This is a genomic window from Sphingomonas sp. GW821-FHT02B09 (genome assembly GCF_059421875.1).
This window is the reverse complement of the sequence record NZ_JBWKVV010000002.1, coordinates 780,611-800,483: the sequence shown is the minus strand read 5'-3', so window position 1 is coordinate 800,483 and position 19,873 is coordinate 780,611. Positions and strand designations below refer to the sequence as shown.

At 68.3% G+C, this 19,873-nt stretch carries 22 protein-coding genes; 10 read left to right on the top strand and 12 right to left on the bottom strand.

What is annotated here, in order from left to right; genetic code table 11:
• Positions 1 to 114: 114 nt before the first annotated feature.
• Complete coding sequence (locus tag AC07U4_RS11660) at positions 115 to 2,061, top strand: ribonucleoside-diphosphate reductase subunit alpha (protein WP_038663568.1); 1,947 nt, start codon at positions 115 to 117, stop codon at positions 2,059 to 2,061.
• Positions 2,062 to 2,306: 245 nt separating this feature from the next.
• The gene (locus tag AC07U4_RS11655) at positions 2,307 to 2,699 is read left to right on the top strand and encodes an endonuclease domain-containing protein (RefSeq protein ID WP_495195514.1); all 393 of its coding nucleotides are present in this window, start codon (positions 2,307 to 2,309) and stop codon (positions 2,697 to 2,699) included.
• Between the two features lie 74 nt (positions 2,700 to 2,773).
• Here AC07U4_RS11655 and AC07U4_RS11650 read toward each other — a convergent pair whose 3' ends face one another.
• Positions 2,774 to 3,025, bottom strand: coding sequence for a DUF2171 domain-containing protein (locus tag AC07U4_RS11650; RefSeq protein ID WP_037531986.1), 252 nt, complete (start codon positions 3,023 to 3,025; stop codon positions 2,774 to 2,776).
• Positions 3,026 to 3,111: 86 nt separating this feature from the next.
• Between AC07U4_RS11650 and AC07U4_RS11645 the strand changes: the two genes are divergently transcribed.
• The 6 genes from AC07U4_RS11645 (at position 3,112) to AC07U4_RS11620 (ending at position 5,874) form a co-directional block, all read left to right on the top strand.
• A complete protein-coding gene (locus AC07U4_RS11645; protein ID WP_322850227.1) occupies positions 3,112 to 3,312 on the top strand; it encodes a hypothetical protein in 201 nt (66 codons plus the stop codon).
• Positions 3,313 to 3,361: 49 nt separating this feature from the next.
• Entirely contained in the window at positions 3,362 to 4,420 is a 1,059-nt protein-coding gene (locus AC07U4_RS11640) for a ribonucleotide-diphosphate reductase subunit beta (protein ID WP_038663577.1), read from the top strand.
• A 17-nt stretch (positions 4,421 to 4,437) separates the two neighbouring features.
• Positions 4,438 to 5,007: a hypothetical protein gene (locus AC07U4_RS11635; RefSeq protein ID WP_495195513.1), complete on the top strand. Its 570-nt coding sequence runs from the start codon at positions 4,438 to 4,440 to the stop codon at positions 5,005 to 5,007.
• A 111-nt stretch (positions 5,008 to 5,118) separates the two neighbouring features.
• Complete coding sequence (locus tag AC07U4_RS11630) at positions 5,119 to 5,328, top strand: DUF4160 domain-containing protein (RefSeq protein WP_495195512.1); 210 nt, start codon at positions 5,119 to 5,121, stop codon at positions 5,326 to 5,328.
• Positions 5,329 to 5,380: 52 nt separating this feature from the next.
• A complete protein-coding gene (locus AC07U4_RS11625) occupies positions 5,381 to 5,644 on the top strand; it encodes a hypothetical protein (protein WP_495195511.1) in 264 nt (87 codons plus the stop codon).
• Between the two features lie 35 nt (positions 5,645 to 5,679).
• A complete protein-coding gene (locus AC07U4_RS11620; protein WP_495195510.1) occupies positions 5,680 to 5,874 on the top strand; it encodes a hypothetical protein in 195 nt (64 codons plus the stop codon).
• A 296-nt stretch (positions 5,875 to 6,170) separates the two neighbouring features.
• Here the strand turns inward: AC07U4_RS11620 and AC07U4_RS11615 are convergent, their stop codons facing one another.
• The 5 genes from AC07U4_RS11615 to AC07U4_RS11595 all read right to left on the bottom strand — a co-directional run bounded on the left by AC07U4_RS11615 (position 6,171) and on the right by AC07U4_RS11595 (position 9,527).
• Positions 6,171 to 6,494, bottom strand: a complete 324-nt coding sequence (locus AC07U4_RS11615; protein WP_495195509.1) for an HNH endonuclease family protein — start codon at positions 6,492 to 6,494, stop codon at positions 6,171 to 6,173.
• Between the two features lie 117 nt (positions 6,495 to 6,611).
• On the bottom strand, positions 6,612 to 7,265 hold the full coding sequence (locus AC07U4_RS11610; RefSeq protein WP_038663583.1) for an outer membrane protein: 654 nt from the start codon (positions 7,263 to 7,265) through the stop codon (positions 6,612 to 6,614).
• Between the two features lie 255 nt (positions 7,266 to 7,520).
• Positions 7,521 to 7,718 carry a hypothetical protein gene (locus AC07U4_RS11605; RefSeq protein ID WP_495195508.1) on the bottom strand — a complete coding sequence of 66 codons (198 nt, stop codon included), beginning with the start codon at positions 7,716 to 7,718 and terminating at the stop codon, positions 7,521 to 7,523.
• 120 nt (positions 7,719 to 7,838) lie between these two features.
• Positions 7,839 to 8,186, bottom strand: a complete 348-nt coding sequence (locus tag AC07U4_RS11600; RefSeq protein WP_038663589.1) for a hypothetical protein — start codon at positions 8,184 to 8,186, stop codon at positions 7,839 to 7,841.
• Between the two features lie 60 nt (positions 8,187 to 8,246).
• Positions 8,247 to 9,527, bottom strand: a complete 1,281-nt coding sequence (locus AC07U4_RS11595) for a multidrug effflux MFS transporter (RefSeq protein WP_495195507.1) — start codon at positions 9,525 to 9,527, stop codon at positions 8,247 to 8,249.
• Between the two features lie 103 nt (positions 9,528 to 9,630).
• On the opposite strand from AC07U4_RS11595, the gene AC07U4_RS11590 reads away from it, so the two are divergent.
• Entirely contained in the window at positions 9,631 to 10,116 is a 486-nt protein-coding gene (locus AC07U4_RS11590) for a hypothetical protein (RefSeq protein ID WP_038663593.1), read from the top strand.
• A 229-nt stretch (positions 10,117 to 10,345) separates the two neighbouring features.
• On the opposite strand, the gene AC07U4_RS11585 is transcribed toward AC07U4_RS11590, so the two are convergent.
• Both AC07U4_RS11585 and AC07U4_RS11580 read right to left on the bottom strand, forming a co-directional pair.
• Entirely contained in the window at positions 10,346 to 10,801 is a 456-nt protein-coding gene (locus AC07U4_RS11585; protein ID WP_495195506.1) for a peroxiredoxin, read from the bottom strand.
• The gene (locus AC07U4_RS11580; RefSeq protein ID WP_495195505.1) at positions 10,794 to 13,463 is read right to left on the bottom strand and encodes a bifunctional [glutamine synthetase] adenylyltransferase/[glutamine synthetase]-adenylyl-L-tyrosine phosphorylase; all 2,670 of its coding nucleotides are present in this window, start codon (positions 13,461 to 13,463) and stop codon (positions 10,794 to 10,796) included. The genes AC07U4_RS11585 and AC07U4_RS11580 overlap by 8 nt, the downstream gene beginning before the upstream one ends.
• Before the next feature lie 62 nt (positions 13,464 to 13,525).
• On the opposite strand from AC07U4_RS11580, the gene AC07U4_RS11575 reads away from it, so the two are divergent.
• The gene (locus AC07U4_RS11575) at positions 13,526 to 13,684 is read left to right on the top strand and encodes a hypothetical protein (protein WP_171009311.1); all 159 of its coding nucleotides are present in this window, start codon (positions 13,526 to 13,528) and stop codon (positions 13,682 to 13,684) included.
• Here the strand turns inward: AC07U4_RS11575 and AC07U4_RS11570 are convergent.
• From AC07U4_RS11570 to AC07U4_RS11555, 4 genes are all read right to left on the bottom strand, one after another.
• Positions 13,674 to 14,918: a chymotrypsin family serine protease gene (locus AC07U4_RS11570; protein WP_495195504.1), complete on the bottom strand. Its 1,245-nt coding sequence runs from the start codon at positions 14,916 to 14,918 to the stop codon at positions 13,674 to 13,676. The two genes, AC07U4_RS11575 and AC07U4_RS11570, sit on opposite strands and share 11 nt — an antisense overlap.
• Before the next feature lie 85 nt (positions 14,919 to 15,003).
• A complete protein-coding gene (locus tag AC07U4_RS11565; RefSeq protein ID WP_495195503.1) occupies positions 15,004 to 16,827 on the bottom strand; it encodes a glycoside hydrolase family 15 protein in 1,824 nt (607 codons plus the stop codon).
• Complete coding sequence (locus AC07U4_RS11560) at positions 16,820 to 17,620, bottom strand: SDR family oxidoreductase (RefSeq protein ID WP_495195502.1); 801 nt, start codon at positions 17,618 to 17,620, stop codon at positions 16,820 to 16,822. Before AC07U4_RS11560 ends, AC07U4_RS11565 begins: the two co-directional genes overlap by 8 nt.
• Positions 17,621 to 17,681: 61 nt before the next feature.
• The gene (locus AC07U4_RS11555) at positions 17,682 to 19,844 is read right to left on the bottom strand and encodes a WD40/YVTN/BNR-like repeat-containing protein (protein WP_495195501.1); all 2,163 of its coding nucleotides are present in this window, start codon (positions 19,842 to 19,844) and stop codon (positions 17,682 to 17,684) included.
• Positions 19,845 to 19,873: the final 29 nt, after the last annotated feature.

Here is a 19,873-nt window from a genome sequence, read left to right as displayed (position 1 = left end):
GGCAAGCCGCGGCATCGCGATGTGCTCATTTTGTTCTCTTCCTCGGGCCGCCTTGGTGGTAGCATGAGAATGCACCGCCGATTCGAACACTTAGAGAACGAAGGATCGGTTTCGATGGATTTCAGGGACACGCAGGGTGAAGCAATGACCAGCGACACGATCGAAGCACCGGCCGGCGAAGCCACCACCGATGCGGCACGCGCCACCACCGCCTCCCCCGCCACCGAGGCGGTCGGCACCGGCAGCAAGGCAGTCCGCGCCCGCCCCTATCCGGTCGAGGTCGACCATAGCCGCGACGCGCTGCTCACCGACTTCGGCAAGGAGACCCTGAACGACCGCTATCTGCTGCCGGGCGAGAGCTATCAGGACCTCTTCGTCCGCGTCGCCTCGGCCTATGCCGATGATGCCGCACACGCGCAGCGCCTGTACGATTATATCTCGAAGCTGTGGTTCATGCCGGCGACGCCGGTGCTGTCGAACGGCGGCACCGGGCGCGGCCTGCCGATCAGCTGCTATCTCAATTCGGTCCCCGACAGCCTCAACGGCATCGTCGACACGTGGAACGAGAACGTCTGGCTGGCCAGCCGCGGCGGCGGCATCGGCACCTATTGGGGCAACGTCCGCGGCATCGGCGAGCCGGTCGGCCTCAACGGCAAGACCAGCGGCATCATCCCCTTCGTCCGCGTGATGGACAGCCTGACGCTCGCGATCTCGCAGGGTTCGCTGCGCCGCGGATCGGCCGCCTGCTATCTCGACATCAGCCACCCGGAGATCGAGGAATTCCTCGAGATCCGCAAACCCTCGGGCGATTTCAACCGCAAGGCGCTCAACCTGCACCACGGCGTGCTGCTCACCGACGCCTTCATGGAGGCGGTGCGCAACGGCGAGGAATGGCATCTGCGCAGCCCCAAGGATCAGACGATCCGCCAGACGGTGGATGCGCGCTCGCTGTTCCAGAAGCTGGTCGAGACCCGCCTGCAGACCGGCGAGCCCTATATCGTCTTCGCCGACCACGTGAATTCCAACATGCCCAAGCATCATCGCGAGCTGGGCCTCAAGGTGTCGACCTCGAACCTGTGCAGCGAGATCACGCTGCCGACCGGCGTCGACCATCTCGGCAACGACCGCACCGCCGTCTGCTGCCTGTCGAGCCTCAACCTCGAGACGTGGGACCAGTGGAAGGATGAGAAAGGCTTCATCGAGGACGTGATGCGCTTCCTCGACAACGTCCTGCAGGATTATATCGACCGCCACGAGCCGGGGATGGAGCGCGCCGCCTATAGCGCGGGCCGCGAACGCTCGGTCGGGCTCGGCGTGATGGGCTTCCACTCCTTCCTCCAGGCGCGCGGCCTGCCGTTCGAGGGGGCGATGGCCAAGTCGTGGAACCTGCGGATGTTCAAGCACATCAAGGGCCAGGCGGACGAAGCCTCGATGCAGCTCGCGATCGAGCGCGGCCCCTGCCCCGACGCCGCCGACACCGGCGCGATGGAGCGGTTCAGCTGCAAGATGGCGATCGCGCCGACCGCGTCAATCAGCATCATCTGCGGCGGCACCAGCGCGTGCATCGAGCCGATCCCGGCCAACATCTACACGCACAAGACGCTGTCGGGCAGCTTCTCGGTCAAGAACCCCTATCTCGAAAAGCTGCTCAACGAGAAATCGAAGAACAGCGACGCGGTGTGGAACTCGATCCTCGAGCACGGCGGTTCGGTCCAGCATCTCGACTTCCTCTCGGTGGAGGAGAAGGATTGCTACAAGACCAGCTTCGAGATCGACCAGCGCTGGCTGCTCGAACTCGCCGGGGACCGCACGCCCTATATCGACCAGGCGCAGTCGCTGAACCTGTTCATCCCCGCCGACGTCGAGAAGTGGGACCTGCTGATGCTCCACTTCCGGGCGTGGGAATTGGGCATCAAGTCGCTCTATTACCTGCGTTCCAAGTCGGTGCAGCGCGCCGGGTTCGCCGGGTCGGGCGGGGTCGAGGCGGACAATACGATCGCCGCACCCAAGTTCGAGATCGGCGAGACGACCGACTATGACGAATGTCTGGCGTGCCAGTGAGGTAGCGGGGCGGCGCTCGTCACGAGCTTGACGGCGGACATGGACCAAAAATGACGCTTCCCCCTCACCCTTCCGCGCCTGCGGCGCTCCCTCCAGCGTCGGGTCGGCCATGCTCCCAGCATGGCCTAGACAGCGCGGGGCGCTGTCTACCCGACGCTCCCACAAGGGGAGAGGGAACAGAGGCTCAAGCTCCCTCTCCCCTTGTGGGAGAGGGAAGGGGCCCGCGGCCGCAGGCCGTGGGAAGGGTGAGGGGGAATGCGCAAGGCCTGACCAAACGCCAGCAACTCCCCGCCCTCACCGTCACCAGATCACGGAAACTCCGCAAGGCGGCGGGCGAACCGGAGTTGCGGTTATGGCGAGCCCTGCGCGAAGCTTTTCCGAATCTCCGCTTCCGCCGCCAGGTCCCTTTCGGCCCCTATCACGCCGACTTCACCGCTCACGCCCTGCGCCTGATCGTCGAAGTCGACGGCGACGACCACGCCACCAAGATCAAGCGCGACGCCGCCCGCACCCGCTTCCTCCAGACCGAAGGCTACCACGTGATCCGCTTCACCAATGCCGATGTGATGGAAGCCCGCGACGGCGTCGTGCAGACGATCGCCACAATCGTCGCGGACAAGCAAAAGGGCCGCCCATGATGGACGGCCCCCTCACCCTTCCGCGGCCTGCGGCCGCTCCCTCCCTCTCCCACAAGGGGAGAGGGAAAGACGGATCACTCCGCCTCTTCGAACATGTCCACCGCATTGGCGGCGGTGGCCGACAGCCGCACCGTATCGCCCTCGATTTCGGCGACGAGGCCGGCGGGCAGGTAATGATGCTTGCCGCCCTGCCCGTCCTCGGTGCTCGGCGAGTCGTTCTTGGTGAGCTTGATGCGCTCGCCCTCAACGTGGTCGACGGTGCCGACATGGACGCCGTCGGCGCCGATGACGGTCATATGCTCTTTGATGTTGCTGTGATCGTGCATGACAAAGCTCCTGCAAGGGGTTCGGCGGTCCAACGACCCGCCCCGCAATTGGATGCATCGCGCGTCCCTGCCCGAGCCGAGCCCTGATGCCGCTGCAGAGCCTCATCATGTTCGCAGTCGCCGCGGTGTTCGGCCTCGGCGGCGCGTGGATGCTGTTCGAGCTGCGCCGCCCGCAGGGGCCGGCGCGCGTCTACGTCTACCGCATGGCCGGCATCATGGCCGTCTCCCTCGCCATCGTCCTCGCCTTTTCGGCGCATGCGATGTGGCAATGGAGCGGCCAGCCCTAACCTCTTTCGCCCGATATCCTATTTACGAAGATCCCACGGAGTAGTCCCCATGTCCCTCCTCGAAGCCCGCAAGCAGTACAAGCCGTTCGAATACCCCTGGGCGTTCGAATTCTGGAAGCGTCAGCAGCAGCTCCACTGGCTCCCCGAAGAGGTGCCGCTGGGCGAGGATTGCCGCGACTGGGCGCAGAAGCTGACCGATCACGAGCGCAACCTGCTCACCCAGATCTTCCGCTTCTTCACCCAGGCCGACGTCGAGGTGCAGGATTGCTACCACGAGAAATACGGCCGCGTGTTCAAGCCGACCGAGGTCAAGATGATGCTGACCGCGTTCAGCAACATGGAGACGGTGCATATCGCCGCCTACAGCCATCTGCTCGACACGATCGGCATGCCCGAGAGCGAATATGGCGCCTTCCTCGAATATGCCGAGATGAAGGAAAAGCATGACTACATGCAGAATTTCGGCGTCGAGAACGACGAGGACATCGCCCGCACGCTCGCCATGTTCGGCGGCTTCACCGAGGGCGTGCAGCTCTTCGCCAGCTTCGCGATGCTGATGAACTTCCCGCGCTTCAACAAGATGAAGGGCATGGGCCAGATCGTCACCTGGTCGATCCGCGACGAGAGCCTGCATTGCGAGGGCATCATCAAGATGTTCCACACCTTCTGCCACGAGCGCCAGTGCCTGACCAAGGCGGTGAAGGACGATATCGCCGACGTCTGCCAGACGACGATCCGGCTCGAGGACAATTTCATCGACCTCGCGTTCGAGATGGGCCCGGTCAACGGCATGACGCCCAAGGAGATCAAGAAGTACATCCGCTACATCGCCGACTGGCGGATGGGGCAGCTCGGCCTCAAGCCGATCTACATGATCGACGAACACCCGCTGCCGTGGCTGGCGCCGATGCTGAACGGCGTCGAGCACGCCAATTTCTTCGAACAGCGCGCCACCGAATATTCGAAGGCCGCGACCAAGGGCCAGTGGAACGACGTCTGGGATTCGTTCGACAAGCGCCAGAAGGCCAAGATCGGCCGCCCGGCGAACGAGGATGCGGGCGAGGCCAGCGGGGATATGTTCTCGCAAGCTGGTGTGGCGGCGGAGTAACGGAGACAGCCATCAGCATGATTGAGCGGCAAACAATCACTCCTCACCCGTTGGACGACTGCGACGAGAATGAGTGTTACAAGACGATGATGGCGGAGCGGACCGTCCTCATCGCCGCTCAGCGAGATGCTCAAGACAACTTAATCAAAACTATAATCCAGCTATCTTCGGCCTTAATCGCGTTGATGGCTGGATTCATTACCCAGTCAAAAGCAATCATTTCAGCATCATCATCTACAGTATTTTCAATATCATTGCTGTCACTTAGTTTGGCAATTATATGCGGATTATTGGAGAACTTTTTCTCATCCGCGGCATACAACGAACAACAGAAGATTCTTGAAGATTATTACGGGAAATACGTAGATTCATTCGCCGAGGCTAAATCAAATAAGTTTGTAAAACTAACTCAGATCGGGGCGTTTCTGTCCTTTCTCGTAGCGCTAGTATGTCTTGCCGTTTTTGGACTACTTCAAACAAAAGGAAAGAGTGATGTCAAAAACGCCGCCACCACCGCCGCCGCCGCCGCCTCCGCCCCCGCTTCCGCCGCCACCCGGCAGGTTCAACGACGGGGGACAGGCGAATAAATCAGCAGCGCCCTCTATGCCTCCGCCTCCTCCAAAACGGCGCTGACGGCAAATGCTGCCAACCACTTGGCGGATCGGCAGCGTTACCACTGAGGTCAGGCTCGCGATTAAATGCCGGTCATCTCCCTCTTCTTCGGCATCGTGATCCGAATGTATTTCGACGATCACCCGCCGCCGCATTTCCACGCCAGCTATCAGGGCTTCGAGGCGTTCGTGCGGATCGCTGATGGTGAGATCACCGAGGGCAGCCTGCCCCGCAAGGCTGCCCGTATCGTCCGGCAATGGGCGCTCGACCATCAGGCGGAGCTTATGGCAAATTAGCAGCGCGGCGTAGACCTTCAGCCGCTGGAGATGATCGCAGGAGCAGACTTTGATGATTAAGCTCGTCGATATGGCCGTCACCCGCCCGGCCACCCTCTCGCTCGCTTTTTCAGACGATAGCGCCGGCAATTGGTCTGCCGAGGAATTGATCGCGCGCGACACGATCATGACACGACCGCTCGCTGACCCAGACTTTTTCGCCCGTGCCTTCATCGAAGCAGGCGCACTGGCTTGGCCCAACGGCCTGGAGCTATCCGCGACGAGCCTGCACCGGCGTCTGGCCGCAGCCGGAGCGCTCATCAGACCGGCAGCTTAACCGTCCCGCAACTCCACCCCCTTACCCTCTCCCCCATGCTCCCCACCCCGCGCATCTTCCGCAGCCGCTGGGCGGCACTGCTCTGGGCCGGGGGGATCGTCTGGGCGGCGGTCGATTATGCCGGGTCGGCCTCGAACAGCGCCGACAGCAATGCCGCGATCACCGACGCGTCGGGCGAGGTCACCAATGCCGCCGACCTCGCCACCGTCGCCAACCTCATCGGCGAGTGAGTCGCGCGCGCCGCCGCGCCGCAATAGGATCGCGATCCCCCGGCCTCCGTCCGTAACGCCGCCAAGCCATTGAACGCACGCCGATCCGCCCGCCGCGCCGATCCGCGCTGTCCTACACGCATCGCCGCCGGCTAGGCTTCCGTCCTCGCCGCTCGTCAACGACGGGCGACGCGACGCTCTTTGCCATGGGTTCAGAAATCGAAACGATGGAAGGCGATCGTTTCCATTAAGGTGTCCATCTTGTCCACGTTCAGCGTCCAACCGCCTGAACGGACACGATATGCCGTCCAACCGCCTCAGCGGCTGCGGCGGGTCGGCGCGTGGAAGTCGGCGGGCTTGTCGGCGATCCAGCGGGCGAAGCGCGCGATCCCCGGATGCGCGGCGAGCGCCGCCGGATCGGCATAGGTCCGCGCCAGATCGGCATTGGGGATCAGCGCATGGACGGTGCGGTGACAGATCGGATGGACCGCGGCGGTGACGCGCCCGCCTTCGGACTTAGGGACGAGGTGATGCCATTCCACCTTCACGCCCAGCGCCCGCCCGCAGATCGGGCAGGGTGGCGGCGGCGCCTCGCGCGCGGCGCGTGCCTCGGCCTCCGCCAGCCCCGCCCTGCGCTTCACCCGTCCGACCATGATGCCGATATAGGCAGCGGCCGAGCGGCAACCACCGGCGCCGCAACGAAAAAGGGCGGGCCTGCCGTAGCAGACCCGCCCCGTTCGAACCGTTCTGGCGAACGATCAGAAGTGTGCGACCACACCCGCCATCGGGCGGAAGCTGTGCGCGTCGTCGAAGGTCGAAACCTCCATACGCAGGCGCAGACCCGAATTGCCGGTCAGGCCGCCGAGGCCGATGTCCTTCGGGCCGACTTCGGCGCCGATGCCATAGACGGTCGCGTGATAGTCGCGGTTCAGGTCGCCGGCGACGCCCGGAGCGAACTTGTCGAAGTTGTTCCAGCGGTAGCCGACCTTGCCGTAGAACAGGCCGCTGTCGCCGGCGCGGAAGCCGAAGCGGCCATAGGCGCCATACTGCCAGTCGATGTCACCCGACACGCCCTTGGCGACCGCACCCTCGGCGCCGACGAACACCGGGCCGAGCGGCACGTTGAAGCCGACGATGCCTTCGACCAGCGCGCCGTCGAGGTTATAGCCCTTGGGCTGCGCGGGGATGCCGGCAACGGCCTGGCGGTCGAACTGCTCCCAGCCGCCCATCACGGCGACATACGGCTCGATGCCGAAAGCGCGCGTGCCGTCCGGAGCCTTGGGCGCGGTGTCGACCTGCGCGTCGGTGGCGACGGTGGTGTCGGTCGTGCCGGTGGTCGACATGTCCTGCGCGAAGGCGGGGACGGCGAAGGACGCTGCCGCAACGGCGGCCGCGAGGGCGAGCTTACGCATATGAATGTACCTTGTGTTGCCTCAACTCGGGCGACGACACCGCAGCGTCGTGCAACCCAGGTCCGTCCAAACTGCGATTTTGGACCTTTGTTGCACCGCGACGGCACTTTTGCCCGGAACGTCCGCCGCTGTGGCTTTCGCGCCACACTTCCTGTCACCCGGATGAACGAACCCACGGCAATCCGTGCGTCCGCGTCCGCACGAGGTCGACGGGGGCTCGCGCCGATCATATCGCCGGTGCGAAGGCGGGCGCGATCAGGGCGCGCGCGGGGCCAGCTTGCGCAGCGACGCGCTCGGCAGCGACGACGGCCGTGCCGCGGTCCGCACGGCGCGATGGCCACTGCCGGCGGCGTAATTGGCGATGTCGGATTGCGCCCGCGATGCCGCCGCCTCGACGTTGACGGTGGTGTCCGTCGATTGGCTCGCCGGGCGCGAGCAGGCGGCCAGACTCATCGCCCCCACCAGGGGCAGCAGCAGGATACGCATAACGGGTCCGATTACACAGGGGCAGCGCAAACGCCGCCCCGTCGGCATCGTTCCCCGGCACGAGCCGGGGAACGATGCCGGCCCGGATCAGGGGCGCAGCGCCACGGCGTCGGCGTCGTCCAGATCGTCGTCCTCGTCCGACGTCGTGCCGGCATCAAAATCGTCCTGGGCGTCGTCCTCGTCGATATCCGCCTCGTCCATGTCGACGGTCGGGTCGCTCTCGCCGACCTCTTCCGAATCCATGTCGAGCTCGTCGATCGGCTCGTCTTCCTCGTCGTCGTCGCCGAGGTCGGGGTTGAGGTCGGTCAGCACCAGCCCGTCGCTGGGGCCGTTGCGCGTCGCCTCCAGGATCTCGGCGCGCTGGCTCTCGTCATAGCCCTCTTCGTCATAGCCGTCGTCGCCCGAGCCATGGCCCGTGACCTGATGTCCACCCATCGAAACCTCCTCGTGTTACCCGGTGCGAACGGCGGGGAGGCGGCGGCGGTTCCGCGGTCGTCAGGCGGCGCGGAACAACCGGCCGCGTTCGGTGACCGCCACGACGCCCAGCGCGACGACGCCGCAGATCAGGAAGCCGGCGGCGAGCGGCGCGGTGCTGCCGTCGAACGCCTGGCCGATGACAACGCCGATCACCGCGCCGAAGGTGACGCTGGTGAAGCCCTGGACGCTGGAGGCGGTGCCGGCGATCCCGCCCATATTCTCCATCGCCATCGACGAGAAATTGGAGGTGGCGAGCCCGAAACAGCCCATCGTCAGCGCCTGGAGGATGACGAAGCCGACCAAGGTCTCATAGCCGGCGAGCGCGACGGCGAGGTGGATCGCGCTCAGCACGACAAGCCCGATCACCGCGCTGTGGCTGATCAGCCGCGTGCCGAGCCGCATCACCAGCCGCGCGTTGGTCAGATTGGCGCCCGCCATCAGCGCCGCGGTGACGGCGAACATCACCGCGAGCAGCTGCGGGTGCTTGAACGTGTCGAACATGATCTGCTGGACGGAATTGAGATAGCCGTAGAGCGCGCCCATCAGCGAGGTCGAGGCGAGCGTATAGCCGAGCGACCAGCGATCGCTCAGCGTCTGCTTCCAGCCGCCGGCGACGCGCCGCACCGACAGCGGCTGCTGCGCATCGGCGTGGAGCGTCTCGGGCATGCGCACGAAGAACCACGTCCAGATCACCAGGCTCAGCCCGGCGACGACCCAGAAGATGCCGCGCCAATTGGCGAACAGCAGCACCGTCTGGCCGAAGGCGGGGGCGAGCACGGGGACGATCATGAACACCATGAAGGCGATCGACATCACCCGCGCCATCGGCCGGCCGTGGTAGCAGTCGCGGACCATCGCGACGGTCGCGACGCGGGTTGCGGCGACCATCGCCCCGCCGAACACGCGGGCGGCGAGCAGCAGCACGAAGTTCGCCGACACCGCGCAGGCGATGTTGGCGATGACATAGCCGCCGATCGCCCACAGCAGCACCGTCCGCCGCCCGAACCGGTCGGCGAGCGGCCCATGCGCGAGCTGCGCGATGCCGAAGCCGAGCACGAAGGCGGTGACGATGAACTGGCGCTGGTTCTCGGTGGCGATGCCCAGCGACCGCCCGATCGCCGGCAGCGCGGGCAGCATCGAATCGATGCCGAGCGCGGCGAGCGACATCAGCGCCGCGACGAGGGCGACGAACTCGACGAAGCCGATCGGCGCGCCCGCCGGCTCGCCGGGGACATGAGGGGCAGGAGCAGGGGCAGCGCCGTCGAGCGCCGGCGCGGAAGTGGGGATGGAACGGGTCACGATGCCGCCTCCCCTACCCGCAAGCGGCGGCCATCGGAACCCTGCTTGATCGCCGCGGCACGACGCCCTACGTGTATTGCCCGATCAACACACGAGGGCTGCCATGACCCGCCTGCTGCTTTGTACCGCCCTGCTCGCGATGCCGCTCGCCGCCTGCGACCGTTCGGGCGAGGGCACGTCGGTGTCGATCAACGCCGACGGCGGCAACGTCCTCGGCGCGGTCGACGCCAAATCGGGTCAGGTCAAGATCGCCGTCCCCGGCTTCTCGGGCCAGATCAAGCTGCCCAGGATCCAGCTCGACGCCGACAATTTCGACCTCAACGGCGTCCACCTCTATCCCGGCTCGACGATCGACAAGCTCGACGTCGCCGGCAAGGACGAGGCGGGCAGCCTGCGCGTCCGCTTCACCAGCCCCGCCCCCGCCGATCAGGTCCGCGGCTGGTTCCAGGACCGGCTCGGCAAGGCCGGCTTCACGCTCAAACAGAACGGCGCCGGCCTCACCGGCACCACCGACGACCACCAGCCCTTCCGCCTCGACCTCGCCGACGACGCCGGCAAGGCGAAGGGCACGATCACGGTGGGAAGCTGACGCTTTATTCTATCCTCGACGGGGATCGGGAGCGCTAAACAGGTCGAGCCCTCCGCGAAAACCATCACCACCAACAAATCAACACAGTGCTCCTGCGAAAGCAGGAGCCCAGAGCCAAGCAACGCCCCATGGCGTTCGAGACTCCTAGGCTCCTGCTTTCGCAGGAGCACTCGGTGACTTTCGCAGAGGTCTTCGTGACGATCGTGCTCTAACAGCGCGCCGGCCCGGGCTACGCCCCCCGCGCCGCCGCCAGCACCGCCGCGGCATGGCCCGGCACCTTCGCCTTGCGCCACGCCTGCGCCAGCCGGCCGTCGGCACCGAACAGGAAGGTCGCCCGCTCGATCCCCATATAGGTCTTGCCGTACATCTGCTTCTCGCCCCACACGCCGAACGCGTCGCAGGCGCTGCCGTCCTCGTCGCTCGCCAGACCGACGGTGAGGTCGTATTTGGCGATGAACTTGCCGTGCTTGGCGGGCGGGTCCTTGCTGATCCCGAGCACACTCACGCCGGCCGCGGCGAAGTCCGCCGTCAGTGCCGAAAAGTCCTGCGCCTCCCGCGTGCACCCCGACGTATCGTCCTTGGGATAGAAATAAATCACCGCCGGCAGCGGCAGTTCGGCCAGCCGGATCGGCGAGCCGTCAGGGGCAATCACCGTCACCGCCGGGATCGTCGCGCCGTCATCCATCTGCATCTCCTGTCGTACCCGTCCATGCTGCCGCGACCTCCTGCCGCGTCGCATCGAAGGCGACAAGCACCGCCGCCCAATCCGCCAACCGCAACGCCCGCGCGATCAGCTCGCGCGTCGCCGGCGGCGGCGTAGCGGCGTCGGGCGCCACGAGCCGCAGCACGACGAGCAGGCGGGTCAGCAGATCGTTCGCCGCCGCCAGCCCCGCCGGCAGCAGCCCCGCGGCCACCAAAGCCTCGATCGCCGACCCGAGATGCGGGTCGAGCCCGGTGCGATGCCGCAGTTGCGTCAGATGGACGGTGAATTCCAGATCGACCAGCCCGCCCGGCAGCAGCTTGGCGTCGAGCGGCCCGGTCGGCGGCTTGTGCCGCGCCATCTCGGCGCGCATCGCCACCGCCTCGCCGGCAAGGTCGCGCACCGGCCGCGCGCCGGCGAGCACCCCGGCGACCACCGCCGCCGCCGCCGCCCGCCCCGCTGCCGATCCGAACACCGGCCGCGCGCGGGTCAGCGCCATATGCTCCCAGGTCCACGCCTCCTCGCGCTGGTAGCGCGCGAACGAGTCTAGCGAAACCACCAGCGGCCCCTGCGTCCCCGACGGCCGCAGCCGCGTGTCGACCGGATAGAGCGGTCCGGCCGCGGTCGGCACCGACAGCGCCGCGGTCACCCGCTGTGCCAGCCGATTGTAGTAGAGCGTCGCGCCGAGCGGCTTCGCGCCATCCGACTCCGCGCTGAAATCGCCGGTGAACAGATAGACGAGGTCGAGGTCGCTGGCATGCGTCAGCGCGCCGCCACCGAGCCGGCCAAAGGCGAGGATCAGCAATTCGCTGCCCGGCACCCGGCCATGCGCCTGTGCGAATTCGGCGACGGTCGCCTCGGCGAGCACCGCAATCGCCGCCTCGGCGAGCCGCGCATAGCCCGTCGCCGCATCGAGCGGATCGGCCGCCCCCGCCACCACCTGCGATCCCAGCGCGAAGCGTTTCTCGCCGACGATACGCCGGACATGGTCGAGCAGCGCCTGATAGTCGCGCCCCTCGCCGCGCGTCATTTCGGCGGCGAGCGTCGCCACCTCGCCGAGCGGCTCGAACGCGCCGGGATCGATCAGCCAGTCGATCAGCTCGGGTCGCGTCGACAGCGCCTCGGCGAGCGGCGCGGCGTGGCTGAGGATCGTCGCGAGCAGGCTCGCCAGGCCGGGCCGCGCCTCGAGCAAGCGCAGGATGTTGATCGCGCTCGCCAGCCGTTCGAGCAACACGTCGAGTCGCAATAACGCCGCCGCCGGGTCGGGGGCGTCGGCGAGCGCGGGCATCAGCACCGGCAGCACCGCTTCCAGCGCCGCGCGCGCCGCGGGGCTGCGCAGAGCCGGATAGCGCCCGGCGCGCCAGCCGGCGATCCGCGCCGCCGCCGCCTCGCCATCGGGGAAGCCCGCCTCGTGCAGCCGCTCGGCGAGCGCCTGCGGGTCGTGCGGAAAGCCGGTTTCGCGCCCATCGTCGAGCGCGTCGTAGATGCGCCCCGCCTGCTCCACCGGGCCGCGCAGCAGGTCGATCAGCGCGCCGCCGTCGGCCAGTCCGTGCAACCGCGCCACCCGATCGAGCGCCTCGCCGGTCGGCAACGTGTGCGTCTGGCGATCGTCGATCATCTGGACGCGATGCTCGATCGTCCGCAGCAAGCTATAGGAGCCGGTCAGCGCCGCAGCTTGGTCCGCGCCGATCCACCCCGCCTCGGCGAGCCGGGCGAGCGCGTCGCGCGTCGCCGGCGTGCGCAACGCCGGGTCGCGGCCACCGTGGATGAGCTGGTGGATCTGCGCGAAGAACTCCGCCTCGCGGATGCCGCCGCGCCCGCGCTTGAGGTCGTAGCCGGGGCCGAACGCCTGCCCGCTCGCATAATGATCGCGGATGCGCCGCGACAGGTCGCGGATCTCGCCGATCGCGCCGAAATCGAGCCCGCGCCGCCAGACGAACGGCCGGATCGCATCGAGAAAGTACCGGCCGAGTTCGAGATCGCCCGCGGCCGCGCGCGAGCGGATGAACGCCGCGCGCTCCCAGGTCAGCGCCTGCGATTCGTAATAGCCGATCGCCCCGTCGACCGGCAGCGCGATCGGCGTCGCCTCGGGTGAGGGCCGCAGCCGCAGGTCGACGCGCAGCACATAGCCGTCGCCGTCGCGCGCCTGGAGCAATTCGACGACGCGCTTGGCGATCCGCACCGCCGCCTCTTCCGGCTCCTCGCGCGCCCGGTGCGGCAGCGTGCGCGGATCGAAGATCAGGATCGGATCGATGTCCGACGAATAATTTAGCTCGCGGCTGCCCTGCTTGCCGAGCGCGATCACCGCGAAGCCGCGCGGCTCGGCACCGGGGGTCCGCTCCTCGATCGCCGCGCGGATCGCGCGGTCGAGCGCGCGGTCGGCGAAGTCGCTCAGCGCCTGCGTCACCGCGGTGAGATCCATCACCCCGGCGAGGTCGCCGATCGCGACGGTCAGCGCCAGCGCCCGCCGGTCGAGCCGCAATTGCCGCGCGACCGGCATGTCGGGCGTCGCCGTCGTATAGTCCAGGTCGAACCGCCCCGCAGCGAGCCGCGCCGCCAGCGCCGGCTCGCGATCGAGCAACAGCGACAGGAAGGGCGCATGCGCGCGTGCGCGGTCGATCGCATCGGTGACGGCTGGCATCGGCATATCCTTTACGGGTGTCGCAACGTTTCCGTCGAACGATCGTTCTGACCGTCATGAACACCGCCATGCATACATCGCGAAAGGACCGCAGCGGCGACTACGTCGTCCGCCTTCCGCGGCCGGCGGATCCGCTCGGCCATGCGCTGCGCGGCGTGTTCGGCGAAACGCCGATGCCCGACGACATGCGCGCATTGCTCGAACGCCTCGAGCGCGTCACCCACTGATCGCGGGCGGGACGGTCGGTCCCACCGTCAAGAGACGCCAGCCCGTCGGCAGATAGTCCGTCGACATATAGAAATAGAAGGCGCAGCTGCCATCCGGCCGATAGCTGCCGCCCTTGAGGATGCCATAGGCAGTATCGCCGAGGAACACCGGGCTGCCGCTGTCGCCGCTCTTGCACACCGGCCCCGCCACCGTCGTCCAGGTCGGCAGGCAGGCACCGCCGCACAGGTCGCCGGCGGGGGCGAAGTCGGTCAGCTCGACCTGCGAGCAGCTGTATCCGGTCCGCTCGCCGCGATGGCAGACGATGTCGCCCGCGCGCATCCCCGCCCGCCCGCGCGCGCCGGTGACCGGCCGGCTGATCGTCTTGGCGGTATCGGCAAAGAACAGCGGCGCCAGCGGCGCGGCGCTGCTGTTGATCTGCACGTCCTGATGCCCCCAGCCCCATTGCCCGACGAACGGCAGCGCTTGCTCGTGCCCGTCGGCATCGCGTCCGCTGAGTTCGTCCGGGCAATGCGCCGCGGTGGCGAGCCCAGTGCGCAAGCCATCGGTGACGACGAAACCGGCGGTGCACAGATAGCGATGCGTATCGCCCGGCACCTGTCCGACGACGCGCGCGCCGCCCTGGATGCCGCCCATGTCGAGCGCCGGCTGATCGACGACGCGCAGCCGCACCGGCACATGCGTCAGCGCCGCGAGCCGCTCGGCGAGCAGCGCCGCGCCCTCGCGCGCCACGTCGCGGCCCGAGACGACGGCGACCAGCTCGCCGCTACGCTGGTCGATGCCGAGCCCCGGCGGCGCGATCAGGCTGGCGCGGATCGTCGCCTGATAGGCGGTGATCGCCTGCACCAGCCCGGTATGGCTGACCGCCGCGCCGGTACGGAAGGTCACGCGCACCGGCGTGCCGTCGAGATCGACGATCTGTTCGGCGACGGGCGCGTCGCCGGTCAGCGTCACGACGATCCCGAAGCCGGGGCGATGCTCGACCGCGATTCCCGTCAACCGATCGGCGAAACGATCGGCGATCGCATCGGTGACCGGCACGCTCGCCTCCTGCAGGCGAAGGTGGCGGATCGCCTCCTCGACCGTCACGCCGAGCCGCTCGGCCACCGCCGCCGCATCCTGCGCCCGCGCCGCCTCGGGCGACTGCACCGCCGCGGCGGCGACGACCGGCGGCGGCGTGACGAGCGCCTGCGCCGCCGCCGGACCGCCCGCCCCCAGCATCCACGCCCACAGCAAGACCCGCCGATATCGCCCCACACCATCCTTGTAGGGCGACAAACTGGCGCGTCGATGAACGATCAGGCGCAGAGGACGCAAAACCTCACGGCTGCCAGTTCGGCCGGTAGCTCGGATCGAGGCGGCGGTCGGTGAAATAGGCGGCGCTGATGAAGGCGAGGTGGGTGAGCGCCTGCGGGAAGTTGCCGATCGGCTCGCCGCGCAGGTCGAGCTCTTCCGAGAACAGGCCGAGCGGGTTGGCGTAGGCGATGCCCTTGGCGAGGATCATCTGCGCCTCGTCGAGCCGGCCGGCGCGCGCGAGGCATTCGGCGTACCAGAAGGTGCAGGTGGTGAAGGCGCCTTCCGTCCCCTCCAGGCCGTCGGCGTTGCGGTAGCGGTAGACGAGGCCGTCGTCGCGCAGATGCGTACCGATCGCGTCGAGCGTCTTGAGCCACACCGGATCGGTCGAGGAGACGAAGCGGACCAGCGGCATCATCAGCAACGCGGCGTCGAGTTCGGTGCCGCCGCGATCCTGAACGAAATAGCCATGGTCGGGATGGCGGAAATTGCTCCAGATATCCTCGACGATGGCGTCGCGCGCCTCGCTCCACGCGACCAGCGGCGCGGGCAGCGAGCGCTTCTTGGCGAGCCGGATCGCGCGGTCGAGCGCCACCCAGCACATCAGCCGCGAATGGAGGAAGTGGCGCGGTGCCGAGCGCATCTCCCAGATGCCGGCATCGGGCTGGTCCCAATTGGCGATGACATAGTCGATGACGCCGCGAACGTGCTGCCAGCCGGCGTGATCGATCGCCGCGCCGTATTTGTTCGAAAGATAGACGCTGTCCATCAGCTCGCCGAAGATATCGAGCTGGCTCTGCGCGTGGGCGCCGTTGCCGATCCGCACCGGGCGGCTGTCGACATAGCCGGCGAGATGCGGCAGCTCCTCCTCGTCCGCCGCCTCCGACCCGTCGATCGCATACATGATGCGGATCGGATGCGCGCGGTCGGCGGCCATCACCCGCTCGCCCGCCCAGCGGCGGAAATGCTCGGCTTCGTCGATGAAGCCCAGTCGCATGAAGGCATAGACGGTGAACGAGGCGTCGCGGATCCAGGTCGCGCGATAATCCCAGTTGCGCCCCGCCCCCACCGCCTCGGGCAGCGAGAAGGTCGCCGCCGCCGCGATCGAACCGTGGCGGTTCGAGGTGAGCAGCTTGAGCGCCAGCGCCGAGCGCATCATCTCCTCGCGCCAGCGGCCGCGATAGCTCGTGCGCGACAGCCAGCCGCGCCAGGCGGTCGTGGTCGCGGCGATCTCGGCGGCGACGGTCGCATCGTCGGGACGCTCCAGAGCCTCCTCGCCGAACACGAACCACGCGCTTTCGCCCTCGCCGAGGGTGAAGTCGGCGTCCGCCGTGCCCTCGCCACAGGTCAGCGGCACCGAGGCATGCAGGCGCAGCGTCAGGTCCCGTCCGACGAAGCACACGCCGCCGTCCGCCGCCGCCACGTTCGGCACCTCGCGCGCATAATCGAACCGCGGCCGGCAGCGCGCCGCGAAGGCGACCGTGCCGCGCGTCACCGTGACCCGGCGGATCAGGCAGCGCGCGCGATGTTCGGGATGCACGCGCGCGTCCGGATGCGGCATCAGATCGACGATCTCGACGCTGCCGCTCGTCGCCATCCAGCGCGTCGTCAGCACGTTGGTATCGGGCACGTAGATCTGGATCACCCGGGCGGCGTCGAGCGCCGGCCGGATCTCGAAGGCGCCGCCACGCTCGGCATCGAGCAGTTCGGCGAAGACGCTCGGGCTGTCGAGCGACGGCCAGCACAGATAGTCGATCGTCCCGTCCGCGGCGACCAGGGCCGCGGTCTCCATGTCGCCGATGATGCCGTGATCGCCGATGCGCCGGTGTGGCCCGACCCGCGCGTCATCCATTGTCGCGGAATTCGGGATAGAGCGACATGCCGCCATCGACGAAGACGGTGGTGCCGGTGACGTAATCCGCCGCGTCGGAGGCGAGCCATACCGCGGCGCGCGCGACGTCCTCGGGCTCCCCGATCCGGCCATAGGGGATCAGCTTCAGCAATTTGGTCAGCGCCGCCTCCGTCTCCCACGCCTCCTTGTTGATCGGCGTGCGGATCGCGCCGGGCGCGATCGCATTGACGCGGATGCCGTCGGCCGCGACCTCCTGCGCCAGCGTGCGCGTCAGCATCCGTACCCCGCCCTTCGCCGCGGCGTAATTGACGTGGCCGGCCCAGGGGATCAGCTCGTGCACCGAGCTCATCGCGATGATCGTGCCGGCGCTGCGCGCGGGCCTTCCGTCCCGCGGCTGGGCACGGAAGCGCCGGACCGCCTCGCGCGCGCAGAGGAACTGGCCGGTCAGGTTGATGTCGATGACGGTGTTCCAGTCGGCGAGCGTCAGGTCGGCGACCGGTGCGTCCTTCTGCACGCCCGAATTGGAGACGAGCACGTCGACCCGCCCGAACGCCGCCACCGCAGCGTCGAACAGGCGGGTGACGTCCGGCTCCTGCGATACGTCGGCCTGCACCGCGATTGCCTTGCCGCCGGCCCCGGTGATCCGCTGCGCCAGCGCCTCGGCGCTCTCCTCGTCGGAGCGATAGTTGACGACGACCGCGGCGCCGGCGTCGGCGAGCCCCGCCACGACGGCATGGCCGATTCCGGAGCTGGCACCGGTAACGATGGCAGTATGACCTGCAAGGACGGACAAGGACGCATCTCCAATGACTTCACGTCGCACCTGAACGGTCGAGCGCGTCAGGGGATGCGTGTCAGTCGATCGGGTCGCCGTAGAACAGCCCGCGTCCGTCGGTCCCGACATAGACGCGGCCGGCACGGCGCGGGTCGCCGGCGACCACGCGATAGCGCCCGCCCCAACGATGCGTCGCGTCGTCGATCCGCCGCCATGACGCACCGCGGTCGGTCGACCGCCAGATGCCGCGCACGTCGTCGCGGCTGCCGATCGCGAACACCGCATCCTTGCCTAGCCCGTACAGCTCGATCGCCAGTCCGCCGCTCGCCGGAACGAACGACACGCCGGCGTCCTCGCTGCAGAACAGCGCGGCGCCGACCTGCAACCACAGCCGCCCCGCCGCGTCGGGCGCGGCGACGAGCGCGCTTTGCGATTCACGGTTGCGCGCCTGCGCCGCGGTGAGGTCGCGCGGCAGGCCGCGCCCCGCCACCGGCGCGAAGCTCGCGCCGGCGTCGCGCGACACCAGCAACCGGCCACCCGTCGCGTCGACCGCGTAGAAGACCGCCGGATCGACCTTGTCGGACACCGCCCGCGTCCGCGGCGGCAGGCCGCGCACCGGCGACCACGTCCGGCCGCGATCGCGCGTCACCTGCGGCACGCGTGCGGCGACGACTATCGTCGCGCCGTCCGCGGAGACGGTGATCGGCGTCTCGCCGTTGAGATCGTCGCGCGCCGGCGGGTTGCCCTGCGGCGGTAGGCGCAGCGGCGTCCAGTGGCGGCCGCCATCCTCCGACCGGGCGAGGCTCGCGTCGCGGGGACGGTCGAGATACAGGCTGCCGCTGCGTACGATCACGGCCGGTGCCTTGCCGGCATAATCGAGCATGTTGGTGTTGGAGAGATACGGGTTGGCGAAGGTCGGCTGCGGCGAACGGTCGAGATCGTCGTGGACGAAGCCGGCGAGATCGCCGAACCCCGATACGACCGGCGCGCCGCCCGTCGGCGAGATCATCGTGATCACCGCGGTCTGTTCGATCCCGCGCACCCACGGCGCCCAATCCACCGTGCCGCGCGTCGGCAGGCGCTGCGCCGCATAGACGGTCGCGCCGGTGGTATAGGCGATATGGCCGGCATCGAACGGGTCGATCGCCAGGCCCGAGATCCAATGGCCGAAATCGGCGCCCTTGCCCTCGTGCAGCAGGAACGGCGTCGCCGACACGTCGCGGCGGCTGCGCGCGCCGACATCGTCCCAATGCAGACCGTCGTCGCGGCTCAGCCACAGCGAATCGCCGGCGCGATAGCGATCGATCGTCGACACCGCGACGGTGCCCGGCGCCGACCGCGCCACCGCGACGCCGAGAAACCCACCCTCGGCCCCTGCCGCACGCCACGCCGGCGGCGTGACGTCGCGGCCATGGCCTCGCGCGTCGTAGCGCCAGACCGCGCCGGTCTTGACGTCGCTCGGACCGATGCCGCTGGCGAAGCCGACCCACAGCACGCCGCGCGCGTCGACCACGCCCTTGGCCGCGAACAGCGCCGGTCCCGCCACCGCGGTCCAATGCACGCCGCCATCGTCGGAACGATACAGCGCCGGCCCGCCCGGATCGGCGATCCCCGCCCAGATCCGCTGCGACGCGCCCGCCTTGCCGCTGGTCGGGTCGATCGCGACGAAGGAGACGCCACCGTGGCTGGTGCGGCGCTCGGGCCGGCCGAGCCCCTTGTGCGGAAAGCCCGCGACCGGCGTCCAGCTCTGCCCCGCATCGTGGCTCTGCCACAGGCCGTCGTGCCGCGAGCCGAAGAACAGCCGGCGATGATCGTTGGGGTCGACCGCCAATCGCTCGCCGAGCCCCCGCCCCGGCTCGTTGCCGCCCATGGCGAACGGCACCGGCACCACCCGCCACGTCCGCCCGCGGTCGCCCGAGCGCAGGATCGCCGCGGGCGCGCCGGCGTTCATCCCCGCCGCCATATAGACGACGTCCGCGTCGACGGGATCGGCCGCGATGCTCTCGATCCCCATATAGCTGGAAACGGCATTGCCATCCTGCAGCGGCACCCAGCGCGCCGCCGCCGCGTCCCAGCGATAGGCGCCGCCCATGTCGGTGCGCAGATAGGCGAGCCCGCGCTCGACCGGGCTGAACACGATATTGGGCGCATAGCCCCCCGCCCCGACGGTGACGTTGGTCCAGCGATACGGCACCGCCTGTTGCGCGGGTGATGCCGCGGGCGTGGCGAGCACCGCCAGCATCACGAGCAGCGTTCGCCAAGACCCCCGCC